The organism is Streptomyces sp. NPDC041713 (genome assembly GCF_055591085.1).
This window is the reverse complement of sequence record NZ_JBVIZY010000001.1, coordinates 489,148-506,007: the sequence shown is the minus strand read 5'-3', so window position 1 is coordinate 506,007 and position 16,860 is coordinate 489,148. Positions and strand designations below refer to the sequence as shown.

The window sequence follows — 16,860 nt, the reverse complement described above, 5'->3', positions numbered from 1 at the left end:
CGTGATCGGCCCGTGAGCGGGGGGCGGGGCGTGAGAGCTGAATCACGGTGAAGCCGGGTATCACCGAGGTAAGGGTCGGTTAAGTTAGGTCGGCCTCACCGGCTTGCGGTGGGGACGGCCCCGCCCGTGACCTGTCCTTGGAGCCCGTATGCGACCCGTGCGACCCGCCCGCCTGTCCGTCGTCACCGCCGTCGCCACCGTGGCGGCCCTGACCGTCGTCACGGGCTGCACGGAGAAGAGCGACGGCAAGAGCGACGGCGCGGGCAGCGTGCGCGTGACCGCCACCGACGACGCGTGCCGGGTCTCGAAGACCAAGCTGTCCGCCGGACACGTCGAGCTGGCCATCGAGAACAAGGGCTCCAAGGTCACCGAGGTCTACCTCCTCTTCCCCGACGACCGCATCGTCAGCGAGCGCGAGAACATCGGCCCCGGCACCAAGCAGCGGCTGACGGCCGAGGTGAAGGCCGGCTCGTACGAGATCGCCTGCAAGCCCGGCATGAAGGGCGACGGCATCCGGCAGAAGGTCACCGTCGCGGGCGGCACGACCGCCAAGCGCGACCCGCGCCTGGACAAGGCCGTCGCCGGCTACCGCTCCTACGTGCAGGCGCAGGCCGACGAGACGCTGCCCGAGGTGAAGGTCTTCACCGACGCCGTGCGCAAGGGGGACCTGGCCGCCGCGAAGAAGGCGTACGCCGACTCCCGCATCGGCTGGGAGCGCACCGAGCCCGTCGCCGAGTCCTTCGGGAACATCGACCCGAAGGTCGACGTCCGCGAGGACGGCCTCGCCGACGACCAGGACCCCGAGAAGGACTGGACGGGCTGGCACCGCCTGGAGCGGGCCCTGTGGAAGGACAAGAAGATCGGCGCGCGGGAGAAGGCGCTCGCCACCCGGCTCGACAAGGACCTCCTCGACTGGCAGCGGCGGGTCGGCCGGGCCGAGATCACCCCGACCTCGATGGCCAACGGCGCCAAGGAGCTTCTCGACGAGGTCGCCACCGGCAAGGTCACCGGCGAGGAGGAGCGCTACTCGCACACCGACCTGGTCGACTTCAAGGCGAACGTCGAGGGCGCCGAGAAGGCGTACCAGCTGCTCAAGCCGGTCGCCGCCGAGCAGGACCCGAAGCTCGCCAAGGAGCTCGACAAGCAGTTCGCCGCGCTCGACGAGCTGCTGGAGAAGTACCGCGAGGGCGGCGCGGGCTCCTACCGGTTCACCTCGTACGACAAGCTCGGCAAGGCGGACACCAAGGAGCTGGCCGACGGCGTGAACGCGCTCGCCGAGCCGTTGTCCAAGCTGGCGGCCGCCGTCGCCAAGGCCAAGTAGCGGCAGGGAAGCAGCGGCAGGGGACACCATGGCTGAGACCACCGCGGGCGACGACGCCCGTGCCACCTCCGGCGCCGCCCCGGGCACGGGCGGCGCCGCCGCGCCGTCGCGGCGCTCGCTGCTCGGCTGGGGCGGCGCGGGGCTCGCGCTCGGCGCGGCCGCGGCCGGCGGCGCGGTGGCGATGGCCCGCTCCGACGACGAGGTGGCGCCCGCCGCCGAGGCGGGGGCGGCCGTCGCCTTCCACGGCGCGCACCAGGCGGGGATCGCGACGGCCGTCCAGGACCGGCTGCACTTCGCCGCGTTCGACGTGACGACCGACGACCGCGAGGAGTTCGTGCGGCTCCTGAAGGACTGGACCCGGGCCGCCGCGCGGATGACCGCGGGCCGCACGGTCGGCGAGGGCGCGTACGGCGGGCTCGCCGAGGCGCCCCCGGACGACACCGGCGAGGCGCTCGGCCTCAAGCCGTCCCGGCTGACCCTCACGATCGGCTTCGGGCCTTCCCTGTTCGAGAAGTTCGGGCTCGGCGAGAAGCGGCCCGATGCGCTGGTGGACCTCCCCAAGTTCCCCGGCGACAACCTCGACAAGGCGCGCAGCGGCGGCGACCTGTGCGTGCAGGCCTGCGCGGACGACCCGCAGGTCGCGGTGCACGCCATCCGCAACCTCGCGCGCATCGGCTTCGGCAAGGTCGCCGTGCGCTGGTCCCAACTGGGCTTCGGCAAGACGTCGTCGACGACGCCGGGCGCGCAGACCCCGCGTAACCTCTTCGGCTTCAAGGACGGCACGCGCAACGTCTCCGGCGACGACACGGCGGCCCTCGGCAAGCACGTGTGGGTCGGCGAGAAGGACGGTCCCGCCTGGATGACCGGCGGCTCCTACCTGGTGGCGCGCCGGATCCGCATGAACGTCGAGACGTGGGACCGCACTTCGCTCGGCGAGCAGGAGGACGTGTTCGGCCGCGACAAGGGCGAGGGCGCCCCGGTCGGCAAGGCCAAGGAGCACGACGAGCCGTTCCTGAAGGCGATGAAGCCCGACGCGCACGTGCGGCTCGCGCACCCTTCGGCCAACGACGGCGCGACGATCCTGCGCCGCGGCTACTCCTTCACGGACGGCACCGACGGGCTCGGCCGGCTCGACGCGGGCCTGTTCTTCCTCGCCTACCAGCGGGACGTCCGCAAGGGCTTCATCCCCGTACAGCGCAGTCTGGCGCGCTCCGACGCGCTCAACGAATACATCCAGCACGTGGGTTCCGCGGTCTTCGCGGTCCCGCCGGGCGTCCGCGGCGCGGACGACTGGTGGGGCAGGGGCCTGTTCACCGGAGAGGCGTGAGCCGATGTTCGGCAACTATCTGATCGGGCTCCGCGAGGGCCTGGAGGCGAGTCTGGTCGTCTGCATCCTGATCGCCTACCTGGTCAAGACGGGCCGGCGGGATGCCCTGCTGCCCATCTGGACGGGCATCGGCGTCGCGGTGGCGCTCGCGCTCGGCTTCGGCTGCGCGCTGACGTTCGGCTCGCAGGAGCTGACGTTCGAGGCGCAGGAGGCGCTCGGCGGTTCGCTGTCGATCGTCGCCGTCGGCCTGGTGACGTGGATGGTGTTCTGGATGCGGCGCACCGCCCGGCACCTCAAGGCCGAGCTGCACGGCAAGCTGGACTCGGCGCTCCGGATGGGCACGGCCGCGCTGGTCGCGACCGCGTTCCTCGCGGTCGGCCGGGAGGGCCTGGAGACGGCGCTGTTCGTGTGGGCGTCGGTGCGCGCCTCGCACGACGGGTCGCACGGGCCGCTGCTCGGCGTGATCCTGGGGCTGCTCACCGCGGTCGCGCTCGGCTGGCTGTTCTACAAGGGCACGGTCCGCATCAACCTCGCGAAGTTCTTCACCTGGACCGGCGCGATGCTGGTCGTGGTGGCGGCGGGCGTCCTCGCGTACGGCGTGCACGACCTGCAGGAGGCGGAGTTCATCGGCGGCCTGCGGGACAAGGCGTTCGACATCAGCGCGACCGTCCCGCCGGACAGTTGGTACGGCACGCTCCTGAAGGGCGTCCTCAACTTCCAGCCCGATCCGACCGTGTTGCAGGTCGTGGTCTGGCTGCTCTACCTCGTGCCGACGCTGGCGTTCTTCTTCGCGCCGGCGCGGCCGGCCTCCCGGGACAAGGCCCCGGCGGCGGACAAGGCAACAGTTCCGGAACAGGGTTGAGCGGGGTTCCCCGACCTCGAACCGCCGTGCATATGATCTTCGTTGACCCGTTGTCCGATCTCTGAGGATCCCCCCATGCACACCTCCCGTTTCGGGAAGAGTCTTGCCACGCTGACCGCGGCGACCGCCGTGGCGCTCGGCGTCTCCCTCATGACCGCCCCCACGGCCTCCGCGGTCGGCGGCAGCGCCTGCACGAAGAACGTCAAGAACCACAACATGATGGTCATCAACGTGGGCGCCACCGCGCACTCGGGCCCCGGCGGCAGCTACAGCAAGGTCAAGCGCCTGCAGTGGTTCGACCAGGTCTACGTGCGCTGCTACACGGTCAAGCGCGGCACCCAGTGGTACTACGGCGACCTGCCGGGCACCAGCAAGCGCGGCTGGGTCGACGGCATGCTCCTCCAGGAGAGCTGACCCCCGCCGCAGGCCCTTTCCCGGGCCCGATAAGGTTCGGCCCCGGGAAGGGGTAGGTGACGGTATTCCGATGAGCAAGCTTCGCAGGGTTGGCGGTCTCCCACGGCCGCTCGTGGCGTCGGCGGCGGTGACCGCTCTGGCGCTGTCGGCGAGCGGCTGCGTGACCGTGCACGGCGAGCGCGAGGTGGTGCCCGCGGCCACCAAGTCCGAGGCGGCCCGCGCGCTCAAGGACTTCCTCGCCGCGTACAACAAGGCGGACAAGACCTTCGAACCGTCCGCCGACGCCGCGCGCATCACCGGCCCGCTGGGCGCCATCAACCAGGGCGGCCTGCGCTCCCGGCACGTGCAGCACCCCGACGGCAACCCCCGGCACGTGCCCCTCGAACTCACCGACGTCAGCTACACCATCCCCAAGAAGGCCGGCTGGCCGCGCTGGTTCGTGGCCGACACCAAGGCCAACCGCCGCTCGGACCTGCGCTGGCTCTGGGTCTTCACCAAGGGCGGCCCCGACGAGCTGTGGCGGGCCACCTATCTGAACCTGGTGGCGCCGAAGAAGCTGCCGGAGCTGAAGAAGGACGCGGACGGGTTCGCCGAGCCGGTGGACGCTTCCGCGAAGGATCTCGCGCTGGCCCCCGCCGAGCTCGGGGCGGAGTACACCTCGTACTTGAAGTCGGGGGGTGACTCCTTCGCGCCGGGCCCCCACACCTCGGCCTGGAAGGCGTTCCGCGACAAGAACTCCAAGCGGGCGGGGCTGGCCGTGCAGTACGTCGACGAGCCGGCGAACGGCGGCTCGTTCGCCCCGCTGGGGCTGCGCACCGCGGACGGCGGTGCGATGGTGTTCTTCTCCACGCGCCACTTCGAGAAGCAGACCGCGTTCAAGGGGCTCAGCCCGAAGGTCGACGCGGACGCGAAGGCCCTGCTCAAGGGCGAGGTGCGGCAGACCCTGCTGCTCGACCGGGTGTCGAACCAGGTGGTCGTCGACCCGAAGAAGTCCGACGGCGACAAGGTGGCGTTCCTCAGCCGCATCCAGGGCCTGACGGGCGCCAAGGGCGAGTAGGCACGCCGCAGTCAGGAGGCGGAACCCGCGGTGACCCATGTCACCTCTGCCACCCCTGTCCGGCCCGTCCGCCTCGTCAGCCCCGCAACGGCCAGGCGGCGACGTCCTGTTGGGGCTGTCCCGCGACCCGGGCGCACTCGTCGGTGAGCGTCTCCAGGAGCGTCAGCGGGTCCGGCAGCGGATGCTCGGGGCCGCGCAGCCAGCGCACCTCGCGGTCGTCGGGGAGCCGGGCGGGCGGCACCAGTACGTACGAACCGCGGCAGTGCCAGCGCAGGCCCGGGTGCTCGTCCATCGTCTCGGGGTGGCAGTCCAGCTCGCAGGGCCACCACTCGTCCTCGTCCTCGGGGGTGCCGCGGGTGGCGGTGTAGAAGAGCAGCCGGCTCTGGCCGTTGCTGCCGCCCGACTCCGCGACGGGCCCGACCTCGATGCCCGCGGCGAGCAGCCGCTCCAGGGCCTCCAGACCGGCGTCGAGCGGGACGTCGAGGACGTCGTGGATCATGCCGGTCGCGGTGATGAAGTTGGCCTGCGGCTGGTGGCGGGCCCATCGCTCGATCTGGCCGCGGTCGGTCGTGGACTGCGTCTGCCAGGCGAAGGAGACGGGGTGCCGGGCGGGTGTGGGGCAGCCGATGCGGTCGCAGGAACATCGGTACCCCGACGGATACGCGGCCGGGGCGAGCGGCAGTCCGGCCGCCGCGGCGGAGAGCAGCAGGTCCTCGCGGGCCCGGTCATCCCCGGACGTGTCCTTGGGGCGACGACGCAGCCACTGGGAGAATTTGCCCTGTCCGCCGGACCGGCTGCCGAACTCCGCGCCCATCTAGCCCCTCACCTCGCCGTTGTGCCGAAAGCATGACCCATGGTCCCACCATCCTGCGCCTCGGGGGGCCGGAGCCCACATCCGGGGTGGCCGGGGTGGGGCCGCCAGCGGGCCCCATAGAGCGTCATTCCGGTTGAAATAGTGATTTTCCCGCCTACCGTGGTCGTCATGGTCATTAGGACTGTCCTGACGGGCCTCACGGCGCTGACCCTCACGGCACCGAACGGTTTCCTCACCCCGATCGAGTGGGGCGGCGGCCCCCTGACCGTCGACGCGCTCCCCCGCGTGGTCTACACGGCGCACCGCGGCGGGGCCCTGGAGGTCCCGGAGAACAGCATGTCGGGCCTGGTGACGGCGTACGAACGCGGCACCGCGCAGGTCATCGACTTCGACACCCGGATACTGCGCGACGACACCCTGGTGGTCATGCACGACGCCACCCTGGACCGGACCACGTACTCCAGGGGGCCGGTGCGCCGCCTGGACCGGTGGGACTGGCTGGGCGTGCGGCTGCGTCCGGGGGCCGCGCTGCCCGGCCACTGGCGCCCGGAGCGGCCGCCGACGGTGGCGGAGGTCCTCGACCGCTTCGGCGGGCGGATCATGCTGATGCTGGAGGCCAAGGACCCGCGGAGCCTCAAGCCGCTCGCCCGGCTCATCCGGGCCCGCAGGCTGACCCGCTCGGTCTTCGTGAACACCAACAGCCCAGCGGTCGCCCTGCGCGCGCACCAGCTGGGGCTGCTGGCCCAGCTGTGGCGCTCCAAGCGGCAGATGCGCACGGACCGGCCGGCGGGCTGGGCGCCGTTCGTGGACGTCCTGGACGTCGACTACAAGGCGCGCGACGGCGATCTGGTGCGGGCGGTGAACTCGGGCATCCCGCGGGTGTGGGCGCACACCGTGACCACCCCGAAACAGCGCGACCGGGTGCTCCGGCTCGGCTGCAACGGCGTGATCACGGACGCCCCCGGCCTGCTCTCGCGGACGCCGGTCAAGTGGACGCCGGTCGAGAAGGGCGCCGCATGATCCCGTGCAGGGCGTAGTCGACGAGGGTGTCGGCGTACGCGTGGGTGAGCGGGCCCGAGCGCATCAGCCAGCGCTGGGCGATCGGACCGGCCCACAGTTCGAGCGCGATGCGGGGGTCGATCTCCGGGCCGACCTGGCCCGCGTCCTGCGCCCGCCGGACCCGGGTCACGAAGAGCTGGAGCTGCGGCTCCAGGAGCTTCTCGACGAACTCGGCGCCCAGCTCGGGGTGGAGCAGCCCCTCGGCGGCGAGGGCGCGGTAGGGGGCGTCGTACTTGGAGTCGTTGAACTCGTCGACGATGGCCCGCATCACGAACTTGAGGTCGGCCGCAAGGTCCCCGGTGTCGGGGATCTCGGTCTGGATCTCCTCGGATCCGGCCTTCTCGTTCGCTTCTCTGGCGGCCTGCTCGCCGAGGTCGAGGAAGGCGTCGAGCAGGACGGCGCCCTTCGACGGCCACCAGCGGTAGATCGTCTGCTTGCCGACGCCGGCGCGGGCCGCGATGGCCTCGATCGTCAGCTTGGCGTAACCGACCTCGTCGACGAGGGCGAGGGCTGCGTCGTAGATCGCGCGGCGCGAGCGTTCGCTGCGGCGCGTGGAGTCCGGGGCGGTCTTCTGGGCCATGCCGTCGAATGTAGCAGCGACCGAACCGAGACGTACCGTCTTGACGAGACGCGTCGTCTCGTTCATAGTGGAGTCCGAAGCGAGACGAATCGTCTCGCCGGGGCGAGGTCTTTCCGACCACAGGAGACCCGGCCACTCCACGAGGAACGGGAGGCACACCATGACCCGAGGCGGATCCGGAAACATGCTGGGCGTCGGCGGCACCCGCAGCAACCTCTCCCGTGCCGCGCTGCGCGGCGCGGGCCGCGGCGGCCGGGCCGGCAACGCGCTCAGCCCCCAGGAACAGAAGCGCGAACTGCTGCGCAAGCTGCGGGAGGGACGCGAGACGCACGGCGGACGGTGAACCGCGGCGGGGGTGACCGGATCGTCCGGACGGCGGCGTCCGGATGACCATCTCCGTAACCACCCGTTCGGTTCACAGCAAAGAGGGCTCCTCGCACCGCACTATGGGCATCAACTGCCCCACCAAGGGCGGCAGCTGTCCCTGCGGTACGTGAGGAGCCTTCTTTGTCCCGTAATCCTCGCTCTCCTCGGTGCGCCACACCCCGGCGCTATCTGATGTGCCCACCGGCACACTTCAAGGTCACCTACTCCATCAACCCCTGGATGGACCCCGCCAAGCCGGTCGACGTCCCCCTCGCCGTCGCCCAGTGGGAGGACCTGCGCGACCGGTACCGGGCCCTCGGCCACACCGTCGAGGAGCTCACCCCCCGGCCCGGCCTGCCGGACATGGTCTACGCGGCGAACGGCGCGACCGTCGTGGGCGGCCGGGTGCTCGGCGCGCGCTTCGCCTACCGCGAGCGGGAGGAGGAGGCCGCGGCCCACCTGGAGTGGTTCCGCGCGCACGGCTTCACCGAGATCCACGAACCGGCGCACATCAACGAGGGCGAGGGCGACTTCGCGGTCACCGCCTCCTACGTCCTGGCCGGGCGCGGCTTCCGGGCCAGCCCGCTCTCGCACGGCGAGGCCCAGGAGTTCTTCGGCCGCCCGGTGATCGGGCTCGACCTGATCGACCCGCGCTACTACCACCTGGACACCGCGCTCGCCGTCCTGGACGACGCGGCGGACGAGGTCATGTACTACCCGCCCGCCTTCTCGCCCGGCAGCCGCGCGGTCCTGCGCCGGCTCTTCCCCGACGCACTGATCGCCGAGGAGCCCGACGCCGTGGCGCTCGGGCTCAACGCCGTCTCCGACGGCCTCAACGTGCTGCTCCCGCAGGCCGCCGTGGGCCTCTTCCGGCCGCTGCGCGAGCGCGGCTACGTGCCCGTCCCCATGGACCTGAGCGAACTGCTCAAGGGCGGCGGCAGCGTGAAGTGCTGCACGCAGGAGCTGCGCGGCTAGTTCGCGTGCAGCTTCGCCGGGCAGAGCCGGCGCGGCGCGTCGTCGCCCTTGAGGCGGGCGTCGACGCAGCCGCCGGGCAGCCCGTCGTGCGCCTCGGTGCCGAAGTTGGCCGTCACCGTCAGCGTGCCCTTGCCGAACACCGTGCGCTGGACCGTGCCGTCGGCGGTCAGGCGGCGGTAGGAGGTGAGCGGCTCGGTGCCCGCGGCCCGGTGCAGGGGCTCGAAGTACTGCTGCAGGGCGGCCAGTTCGGTGCCGTGCTGCTTCAGCGACGGGCCGTCGAGGACGTAGTTGAGGGGGGTGTTGTAGAGCATCGCGAGCAGGGCGCGGGCGGTCTTCTGCCGCGGCAGCTTCTCGTAGGAGATCTCCCAGCGCTCGGTGTTGACCAGCGAGCCGTGCAGCGCGGTCTCGTAGAGCGGGACGCGGTAGCGCGGGTCGTACATCGCCTTGGCGAGGTCGGCGGGCAGGTCGACCGGCTTGAAGAAGAACTTCGGCCCGGCCTCCGGGTAGTAGGCGCCCCACTTCTCCTTGTCCTTCTGGAGCGCCCAGATGCCGTCGGCCGGGGGCGTGCCCGCGCCGTGGTCGAAGGCGACGGCCTTGTTCGCCCACGCCTGTGCGGTCTCCGAGCCGAGGACGAGGCCGTCCTTGCCGTGCTCCGCGATGCGCTTCATGCGCGCGAGGCGGTTCTTCCTGTCCTGCGCCTTGGTCATGGGGTGGCTCTCGGCGTGGTCGCGGAAGAGCTCGCCGGTGGCGTCGACGTCGAGGAAGAGGCTGTCGGCGCCGTTGGCGACGACGGAGCGGGTCCGGTCGGCGAGGTAGTGGTGCTTCTTCTCCGCCTGCTCGAAGGCCTGGGAGCTCATGTAGCAGCCGCGGTCGCCGAAGCCGGTCTGCGGCTTGCCGTCGGCGCGGCGGACGCAGAAGTCGGGGTAGAGGGTGCCGGGCCAGGCCGACGCGGGGTTGTCGGCGTCGGCACTCGGCTGGCCGTTGTCGAAGGAGTCGTACGGGCCGACCAGGTAACCGGCCTTCTTCGCGGCGTTCACCGCGGCCTCGTCCATCGGGTCGGGGCCCGCGTCATAACCGAGCCACATCCGGTCGACGCCGAGCTTCTTGAGCTGTTCGACGGCGGGCGCCTTGCGGGCGTCGCCCCAGGTGTAGGCGTGGAAGGCGCCGAGGAGCTTGCCGGTGGCGGGGTTCTTCGCGATCTTCCGCTTCAGGCTGCCGAGCTGTCCGCGCTCGGCGAGGTAGGAGCGGTAGTCGGCGGCGGGCGCCACCGGGTTGCCGTCCGTCAAGGCGAAGGTGACGGAGTAGTCGCGGGTGCCCTCGCCCCGGTCGAAGGCGTGCCGCGCGGTGGTGCGCAGCCGGCCGCCGGGCGTGCTGAAGCCGAGGGTGGTGCCGATGTCGGTGGGGGTGAGGTAGCTGACGCCGGCCTTCCCGCCGAGGGAGTAGCCCCACAGCGGCAGGGTCAGATCGGCGCCGACGTCGACGGTGCTGCCGCCGAGGCCGCCCTTGCCGGTGGTCCAGAAGGCGTCCTTCACTGGGACGTCCAGGCCCTCGCCGCGCGGCAGCTGGAGCGCGGACGCGGTGGCGTCGGTGCCGGTGACGGGCCAGCTGACGGAGGTGTCGCGGTCGGCCTTCAGCCTGAGGGAGAGGCGGCCGTGGTCGGTGCGGGCGGTGACGTCGATGCCGTGCTCGGGGTAGCTCCAGCGCGCCTCGCCCCTGCCGTGCCGGCGGACCGGGCCCGGCGCGCCGAGGTCGGTGCCCGCGGCGTCGGAGAGGGTGAGGTCGCGGCCGTCGCGGGTGTGGGCGCGTACGGCGAGGGAGGCGGTGTCGACGACGGCCGTACCGCCGTCGAGCCGCAACTCGACCTGTTTGCCGTGCGGTTGCTCGGCTCCGGCGGTGAAGGCGTACGTGGTGGCGCCGGCCGCGACGACCGCGAGCGCGATGGACAGGGAGAGGAAACGGGTCTCCGACCGCCTGCGGGCGTGACCTGGAGAGCTGCTCTTGGTGGGCATGGAGAACTGAATAGTCACCGCCCCTAAGAACCTTCTAAGAAGAGGGGCAGTTCAGCCAGGTGGCCGAGGACGTGCTAACAATACGGACGCACGGGTGCAAGACCGTCCTGTGCGAACGCAGCACCACAACCAAACAGTTGGGTCCACCGGGGCCCAGGGGGAAGAAGAGGTATCAGCGCAGTGAACCGTATGCGCACGTCCGCCGCCGTCCTCGCGACCGCGGGGGCGCTCACCGCCGCTCAGCTCGGGCTCGCCGGGTCCGCATCCGCGACCAGCGGCCCGTCCGCGCCGAAGGCCTCGCCGCGGGCCGTCAGCGGCTGCCCGATCGACATCGTCTACACGTCCCGTTTCCAGATCGACCGGAACGGCTGGGTGACCAACGGCGGGCTGTACTTCGGGCTGAAGAACAAGAGCACGAAGACCATCAAGAAGGTCACGTTCACGGTGACCAACGTCAAGAACATCCGCTTCGGCAAGGCCACGCCGACCGGCGGCAAGGTCACCCGCAGGACGACGAAGACCGTCTCGGTCTACGACAAGAGCCTCGCGGGCAAGGCCAAGCTCGGCGTCAGGGTCCGCACCCACCTGCTGAACACCAGGTCCTACAAGGTGAAGTTCGCCGTGCACGGGACCGGCTGGAACTGCGCCGTCAACCAGGGCACCTGGGGCGCCTGAGCCGACGGTCCGGGACGTCAGTCTGCGGACGGCGGCCCGGACGAAGGCCCGGACGCGGACGGGGGCGGCCACGCGTCGCCCCAGTCCGCGTCGCGGGCCGCGCGGTAGAGGGGCCCGTGGCGCTTGGTCACGGTCTCCTTGCGCAGGACCTCCTCGGCCCCGCACAGGTCGAGGAGGACCTGGCCCTTGCGGATCTGCGGGCGGCGCACCACGCGGGAGGGCGCCGGATCCGCGTCGAAGCGGACCGCCGCGACATAGCTGAACTTCTCGTCCTCGTACGCCAGTGAGCCGCCCTTGACCTTGCGGTGCAGGGACGACCTGCTCACCCGCGCGGAGAAGTGGCACCAGTCCGTGCCGGGCTCGATGGGGCAGGCGGCGCTGTGCGGGCAGGGCGCGGCGATGCGGAAGCCCCGCGCGATCAGCCGGTCGCGGGCCGCGATGATCCGGGCGTAGCCGTCGGGGGTGCCCGGCTCGATGATGACGACCGCTTGCGCGGCCGCGTCGGCCGCGGCGTCGACGACCGAACCCCGGTCGGCCTCCGTCAGCTCCCCGAGCACGTACGACACCGTGACGAGATCGGTGCTCTCGATGGTGAGCGCCGCTCCGATCCGAGAGCGCTGCCAGCGGGCGCCGCTCAACTGCGGGGTCGTGCCCGCCAGTTCACGGCCGAGCGCCAGCGCCGGGTCGGCCCAGTCCAGGACCGTCACGGGCCGCTCCCCCGCCCATGTCGCGGCGACCGCCCAGGTCGCCGCGCCGGTCCCGCCACCCACGTCCACATGGCTGCCCGGCGCCCAGTCCGCGGGCGCGGCGTCCGCGAGCGCGGCCAGCGCGGAGCGGACCGCCTCGAAGGTCGCGGGCATCCGGTACGCCGCGTACGCGACGACGTCCGCGCGGTCGCGCAGGATCGGGGCGTCGGTCGGGGTGCGGCCCCGGTAGTTGGCGATCAGCCGGTCGACGGCCTGGGTCGCCTGCTTGGGCGGCAGGCCGTCCAGGAGTCCGGCGAGGGCGGCGCGCAGGGTCTGGGCCGGGGAGGCGGGGGCTGCCGGGGAGATCGGGGCGTTCACCCCGTGAGTCTACGGGGGCCCGGGGGCCCGGAGGCTGGAGGGACGACGGACGCCCCCGCGCCACCGCCGCCACACCTGCCCCCACGCACCCCCGCGCTACGCGCTACCGCCCCCGCGCCGCCCGCGCCAGCCGCGTGCCCGCCGCCGCGCGCGGCCCGTTGTCGGCGGGCCTGCGCCGCGGGTGCACCGTGTTCGCGAGCAGGACCAGGAAGGTGTCCGTCGCCGGGTCGAGGACGAGGGACGTACCGGTGAAGCCGGTGTGCCCGGCCGCCCCGCGCCCCGCGAGCTCCCCCATGAACCACGGCTGGTCGATACGGAAGCCGAGGCCCGGCTCCGCCAGCATCAGCTCGACGAAGTCGGGGCCGAGGATGCGGGCCCGGCCGTAACTGCCGCCGCACAGCAGCGTGCGGCAGAACACCGCCAGGTCGCCCGCGGTGGAGAAGAGGCCGGCGTGCCCCGCGACGCCGCCGAGCGCCCAGGCGTTCTCGTCGTGGACCGTGCCGCGCAGCATGCCCCGGTCGGCCTTGGCCCAGGGGGTGCGCTGGTCCTCCGTGGCGGCGGCGTCGGGGCGCGGTCCGAAGCCGGTGGCGGTCATCCCGAGCGGCCGGGTGATGCCCTCGCGGACCAGGACGTCGAGGGGGCGCCCGGTGAGCCGTTCCAGGACGCGCTGGAGCAGCAGCATGTTCAGGTCGGAGTAGACGTAGTCGCCGGGCGCGGTGGCCGGGGCCTCGGCGCGCAGGGCGGCGAGGCGCGCGGCGTCGTCGGGGCAGTCGTACAGCGGCAGTTCGGGCCGCAGCCCGGATGTGTGCGTGAGCAGCTGGCGGACGGTGACGCCGTGCTCGGCGGCGGCGGTGAACTCGGGGACGTACGCCCCGACGCGCGCGTCGATGCCGAGCGTGCCGCGCTCCAGCTGCTGCACCGCGGCCACCGTGGTGAAGAGCTTGGTGAGCGAGGCCAGGTCGAAGGGGGTGGTGGTGCGCATCGGCACGCGCCACTCGCGGGGCAGCTCGACGCCGGTGTCGCTCCCGGGATCGTACGCGGCGTAGCGCACCGCCCAGCCCGCCGCCTCCTCGGCCGCGACGACGGGCCCGCGGCCCGCGACGACCACGGCGCCCGCGCACCAGGGGCGCTTCCCGCGGGTCAGGTCGCGCACGTCGGCGACGAGCCGCCCGATCTCGTCGGGGTCGAGGCCCGCCCGGTCGGGCGAGCCGGGGCGCAGGAGCCTGGGTGCGCTCAGTGGTCCGCCTCCTGTGTGGGCCGGTGCTGCCAGGGGCGGCACAGTCCCACGAAGCAGGCGAGGGCCGCCAGCGCACAGGCCAGCTGGACGACGGCCATCGGGACGGCGGTGTCCTCGCCCGCGATGCCGACGAGCGGCGAGGCGATGGCCCCGACCAGGAAGGAGGAGGTGCCGAGCAGCGCCGACGCGGAGCCCGCGGCGTGCGGGGTGCGCATCAGCGCGAGCGACTGGGTGTTGGGCATGGTGACGCCCATCGACGACATGAGGACGAAGAGCCCGGCGGCGACGGGGAACAGGCCGACGTCACCGAAGACCCCGGCCGTCATCAGCAGCAGCGCCGTCGCGGCCGTCGCGATCAGCGTGAGGCCGACGGCGAGGACCTTGTTCAGGCTGGCCCTGCCGACGAGGACCTTGCCGTTGAGCTGGCCCGCGGCGATCAGTCCGACGGAGTTGACGCCGAAGAGGAGGCTGAAGGTCTGCGGGGACGCGCCGTAGATCTCCTGGATCACGAAGGGCGAGGCGGAGATGTACGCGAAGAGCGCGGCGAAGGCGAAGCCGCCCGCGATCATGTAGCCGGTGAAGACGCGGTCGGCGAGGAGCGTGCGCATGGTGCGCAGCGCCTCGACGGTGCCGCCGCCGTGCCGCCGCTCGGGGGCGAGGGTCTCGGGCAGCCGCCGCCAGACCAGCAGGGTCAGCGCGGTGCCGACGGCGGTGAGGACGACGAAGATGCCGCGCCAGTCGGTGAAGCGCAGGACCTGGCCGCCGATGAGGGGCGCGGCGATGGGGGCGACGCCGGAGATGAGCATGAGGGTGGAGAAGAAGCGGGCCATCTCCATGCCGTCGTACAGGTCGCGGACGACGGCGCGGGCGATCACGATGCCGGCCGAGCCGGCCAGGCCCTGCAGCAGCCGGAAGCCGATGAGGAGCTCGGCGTTGGGCGCGAAGGCGCAGGTCGCGGTGGCGACGACGTAGACGAGCAGGCCGATGAGGAGGGGGCGGCGGCGGCCCCACTTGTCGCTCATCGGGCCGACGACGAGCTGGCCGAGCGCCATGCCCATGAGGCAGGCGGTCAGGGTCAGCTGGACGGTGGCGGCCGGGGAGTGCAGGGCGTCGGTGACCTGCGGCAGGGCCGGCAGGTACATGTCCATGGAGAGCGCGGGGACGGCGGTGAGGCCGCCGAGGACGAGCGTGACGAGGGCGCCGGTACGGCGGAGGGCGGCGGGGCCCGGTGGCTCCGCCGCCTTCGGTATCGGATGTGTCCGCGTGCCCTGTCCGAGCTCAGGCATCCTGCCCCTCCCAGTCGCTGCGTGTGCCTCTCCATGGTCGCAGGCCGGGGTGGGTGGTACGGACAGGTTTCCGCCGGGGCTAGGCGGGCTTCAGCCCCGGTTCGCCGGCCTCGGTCACGAAGGACGCCGCGGTCCTGATCGGGGCCCCGGGCGTCGTGACGGCGGAGACGGTCTTGAAGTCGGCCCGCGCGGACTTGCTGTCGTAGGCGACCGTGACGTAGCCGCGGCGGCCGTTGTAGAACTTCAGGTGCGGGTTGGCCTTGGTGTAGGTGTCCCAGTTGGCCGGCTTGTCCGCGCCGTCCTTGCCGCTCGCGATGGAGGTGGCGACGATCTCGGTGCCGACGGTCCTGGAGGACGGGTCCTCGAAGTCGGCCTTGATGTCGAAGGCGTAGCCGACGTGCACGTCGCCGGTGAGGACCATGAGGTTGTCCAGGTCCGCGGCCCGCGCCCCGGCGAGGACCCGCTCGCGGGAGGCGCGGTAGCCGTCCCAGGCGTCCATGGAGAGCTTCGCCCGCGCGTTCAGGTCGAGCCTGCGCTCGGAGAAGGTGACCTGCTGCGGGACGACGTTCCACTGGGCGCGCGAGCGCCGCCAGCCGTCGAGGAGCCAGCGCTCCTGGGTGGCGCCGGTGATGGTGCGCGCCGGGTCGTCCGACTCGGGGCCGGGGACGTGGGCGGTGTCGCCGTACGCCTGGTCGGAGCGGTACTGGCGGGTGTCGAGGATGTCGAACTGGGCGAGGCGGCCCCAGACCAGGCGGCGGTAGAGCTGGGCGTCGGGCCCGCTCGGCAGCTGCGGGCGGCGCAGCGGCAGGTTCTCCCAGTACGCCCGGTAGGCGGCGGCGCGACGGAGCAGGAACTCGGCGGGAGGATCGTCGTTCTCGGAGACGTCGCCGGCGTAGTTGTTCTCGGTCTCGTGGTCGTCCCAGGTGACGACGAAGGGGTGCGCGGCGTGGGCGGCGCGCAGGTCGGGGTCGGACTTGTAGAGGGCGTACCGCAGCCGGTAGTCCTCCAGGGTCTTGGTCTCCTTGTTGAAGTGGGCGGGCAGCGTGCGGTCGGTGTAATTGCGGGCGCCGCCGGTGGCGTTGACCGCGTACTCGTACAGGTAGTCCCCGAGGTGGAAGACGACGTCGACATCGTCCTGTGCCAGGTGCTTGTACGCGGTGAAGTAGCCGTCGTGGTACGCCTGGCAGGAGACGGCGGCGAGGGTGAGCCCGCCGGGCCTGCTGCCGGGGGCGGGCGCGGTGCGGGTGCGGCCGGTCTCGCTGACCCAGCTGCCGGTCCTGAACCGGAAGTAGTACGTGCGGCCGGCGTCCAGGTGGTCCGCCTCGACGTGCACGGCGTGGTTGAACTCGGGGTGCGCGGTGACGGTGCCGCGTCTGGCGACGCGCCGGAACCGGGCGTCGTGGGCGAGCTCCCACTGGACGGTGACGCGCTCCTGGGGCAGGCCGCCGCCGGGCTCGTAGGGGGCGGGGGCGAGCCGGGTCCAGAGCAGGGCTGAGGAGGGCAGCGGGTCACCGGAGGCGACGCCGAGGGTGAAGGGGTTCTTCCGGATGCGCCGGGCGTCGAGCTCCGCGGCGCCGGCGACGCCCGCGGTGGGCAGGTTGGTGGCGAAGGCGAGCGCGGCGGCGGCGCCGGTGACGGTGAGGAACCGGCGGCGGCCCAGGTGACGGGCGGCGGCGCGGATCTCGGGTGCGTGGTGCTGGCCTGCGGGTGTCATGTGGCCCTCCCCTGACGATTGCTGTCAGGGGGATGCAAGTCCCGGGGGACGACGTCAGCCTGTCACGTACACAACAGCCGCATGGCGGGCGGATGATGTC

The 16,860-nt window shown here is 72.4% G+C and carries 16 protein-coding genes; 9 read left to right on the top strand and 7 right to left on the bottom strand.

The genetic code is table 11. The features are described 5' to 3' along the window. The first annotated feature begins 157 nt into the window (after nt 1-157). The 5 genes from efeO to ACZ6CV_RS02135 all read left to right on the top strand — a co-directional run bounded on the left by efeO (nt 158) and on the right by ACZ6CV_RS02135 (nt 4,981). Nucleotides 158-1,321, top strand: a complete 1,164-nt coding sequence (efeO, locus tag ACZ6CV_RS02155) for an iron uptake system protein EfeO (protein ID WP_469249597.1) — start codon at nt 158-160, stop codon at nt 1,319-1,321. Nucleotides 1,322-1,349: 28 nt separating this feature from the next. Further along, on the top strand, nt 1,350-2,648 hold the full coding sequence (efeB, locus tag ACZ6CV_RS02150; protein WP_469248919.1) for an iron uptake transporter deferrochelatase/peroxidase subunit: 1,299 nt from the start codon (nt 1,350-1,352) through the stop codon (nt 2,646-2,648). A 4-nt stretch (nt 2,649-2,652) separates the two neighbouring features. Beyond that, on the top strand, nt 2,653-3,510 hold the full coding sequence (gene efeU, locus ACZ6CV_RS02145; protein WP_469248917.1) for an iron uptake transporter permease EfeU: 858 nt from the start codon (nt 2,653-2,655) through the stop codon (nt 3,508-3,510). A gap of 75 nt (nt 3,511-3,585) precedes the next feature. Then, on the top strand, nt 3,586-3,924 hold the full coding sequence (locus ACZ6CV_RS02140; RefSeq protein WP_355817494.1) for a hypothetical protein: 339 nt from the start codon (nt 3,586-3,588) through the stop codon (nt 3,922-3,924). A gap of 70 nt (nt 3,925-3,994) precedes the next feature. Further along, entirely contained in the window at nt 3,995-4,981 is a 987-nt protein-coding gene (locus ACZ6CV_RS02135) for an SCO2278 family lipoprotein (RefSeq protein ID WP_469248915.1), read from the top strand. Nucleotides 4,982-5,057: 76 nt separating this feature from the next. On the opposite strand, the gene ACZ6CV_RS02130 is transcribed toward ACZ6CV_RS02135, so the two are convergent. After that, the gene (locus ACZ6CV_RS02130; protein WP_355817489.1) at nt 5,058-5,795 is read right to left on the bottom strand and encodes a bifunctional DNA primase/polymerase; all 738 of its coding nucleotides are present in this window, start codon (nt 5,793-5,795) and stop codon (nt 5,058-5,060) included. Between the two features lie 168 nt (nt 5,796-5,963). On the opposite strand from ACZ6CV_RS02130, the gene ACZ6CV_RS02125 reads away from it, so the two are divergent. Next, a complete protein-coding gene (locus tag ACZ6CV_RS02125; RefSeq protein WP_469248913.1) occupies nt 5,964-6,815 on the top strand; it encodes a glycerophosphodiester phosphodiesterase in 852 nt (283 codons plus the stop codon). On the opposite strand, the gene ACZ6CV_RS02120 is transcribed toward ACZ6CV_RS02125, so the two are convergent. Next, entirely contained in the window at nt 6,781-7,434 is a 654-nt protein-coding gene (locus ACZ6CV_RS02120; RefSeq protein ID WP_469248910.1) for a TetR/AcrR family transcriptional regulator, read from the bottom strand. The two genes, ACZ6CV_RS02125 and ACZ6CV_RS02120, sit on opposite strands and share 35 nt — an antisense overlap. Before the next feature lie 160 nt (nt 7,435-7,594). On the opposite strand from ACZ6CV_RS02120, the gene ACZ6CV_RS02115 reads away from it, so the two are divergent. Both ACZ6CV_RS02115 and ddaH read left to right on the top strand, forming a co-directional pair. Continuing rightward, entirely contained in the window at nt 7,595-7,777 is a 183-nt protein-coding gene (locus ACZ6CV_RS02115; RefSeq protein WP_355817481.1) for a DUF6243 family protein, read from the top strand. Nucleotides 7,778-7,941: 164 nt separating this feature from the next. Continuing rightward, complete coding sequence (gene ddaH / locus ACZ6CV_RS02110; RefSeq protein ID WP_469248908.1) at nt 7,942-8,775, top strand: dimethylargininase; 834 nt, start codon at nt 7,942-7,944, stop codon at nt 8,773-8,775. Here ddaH and ACZ6CV_RS02105 read toward each other — a convergent pair. Next, nucleotides 8,772-10,784 carry a glycoside hydrolase gene (locus ACZ6CV_RS02105; RefSeq protein ID WP_469248906.1) on the bottom strand — a complete coding sequence of 671 codons (2,013 nt, stop codon included), beginning with the start codon at nt 10,782-10,784 and terminating at the stop codon, nt 8,772-8,774. The two genes, ddaH and ACZ6CV_RS02105, sit on opposite strands and share 4 nt — an antisense overlap. 189 nt (nt 10,785-10,973) lie before the next feature. Between ACZ6CV_RS02105 and ACZ6CV_RS02100 the strand changes: the two genes are divergently transcribed. Further along, on the top strand, nt 10,974-11,459 hold the full coding sequence (locus ACZ6CV_RS02100; protein ID WP_362367784.1) for a hypothetical protein: 486 nt from the start codon (nt 10,974-10,976) through the stop codon (nt 11,457-11,459). 17 nt (nt 11,460-11,476) lie between these two features. On the opposite strand, the gene ACZ6CV_RS02095 is transcribed toward ACZ6CV_RS02100, so the two are convergent. From ACZ6CV_RS02095 to ACZ6CV_RS02080, 4 genes are all read right to left on the bottom strand, one after another. Further along, entirely contained in the window at nt 11,477-12,523 is a 1,047-nt protein-coding gene (locus ACZ6CV_RS02095) for a small ribosomal subunit Rsm22 family protein (RefSeq protein WP_469248904.1), read from the bottom strand. Between the two features lie 103 nt (nt 12,524-12,626). Further along, nucleotides 12,627-13,802 carry a serine hydrolase domain-containing protein gene (locus tag ACZ6CV_RS02090; RefSeq protein WP_469248902.1) on the bottom strand — a complete coding sequence of 392 codons (1,176 nt, stop codon included), beginning with the start codon at nt 13,800-13,802 and terminating at the stop codon, nt 12,627-12,629. After that, nucleotides 13,757-15,046: a multidrug effflux MFS transporter gene (locus tag ACZ6CV_RS02085; RefSeq protein ID WP_469248900.1), complete on the bottom strand. Its 1,290-nt coding sequence runs from the start codon at nt 15,044-15,046 to the stop codon at nt 13,757-13,759. Before ACZ6CV_RS02085 ends, ACZ6CV_RS02090 begins: the two co-directional genes overlap by 46 nt. A gap of 79 nt (nt 15,047-15,125) precedes the next feature. Next, a complete protein-coding gene (locus ACZ6CV_RS02080) occupies nt 15,126-16,760 on the bottom strand; it encodes an alkaline phosphatase D family protein (RefSeq protein ID WP_469248898.1) in 1,635 nt (544 codons plus the stop codon). Nucleotides 16,761-16,860: the final 100 nt, after the last annotated feature.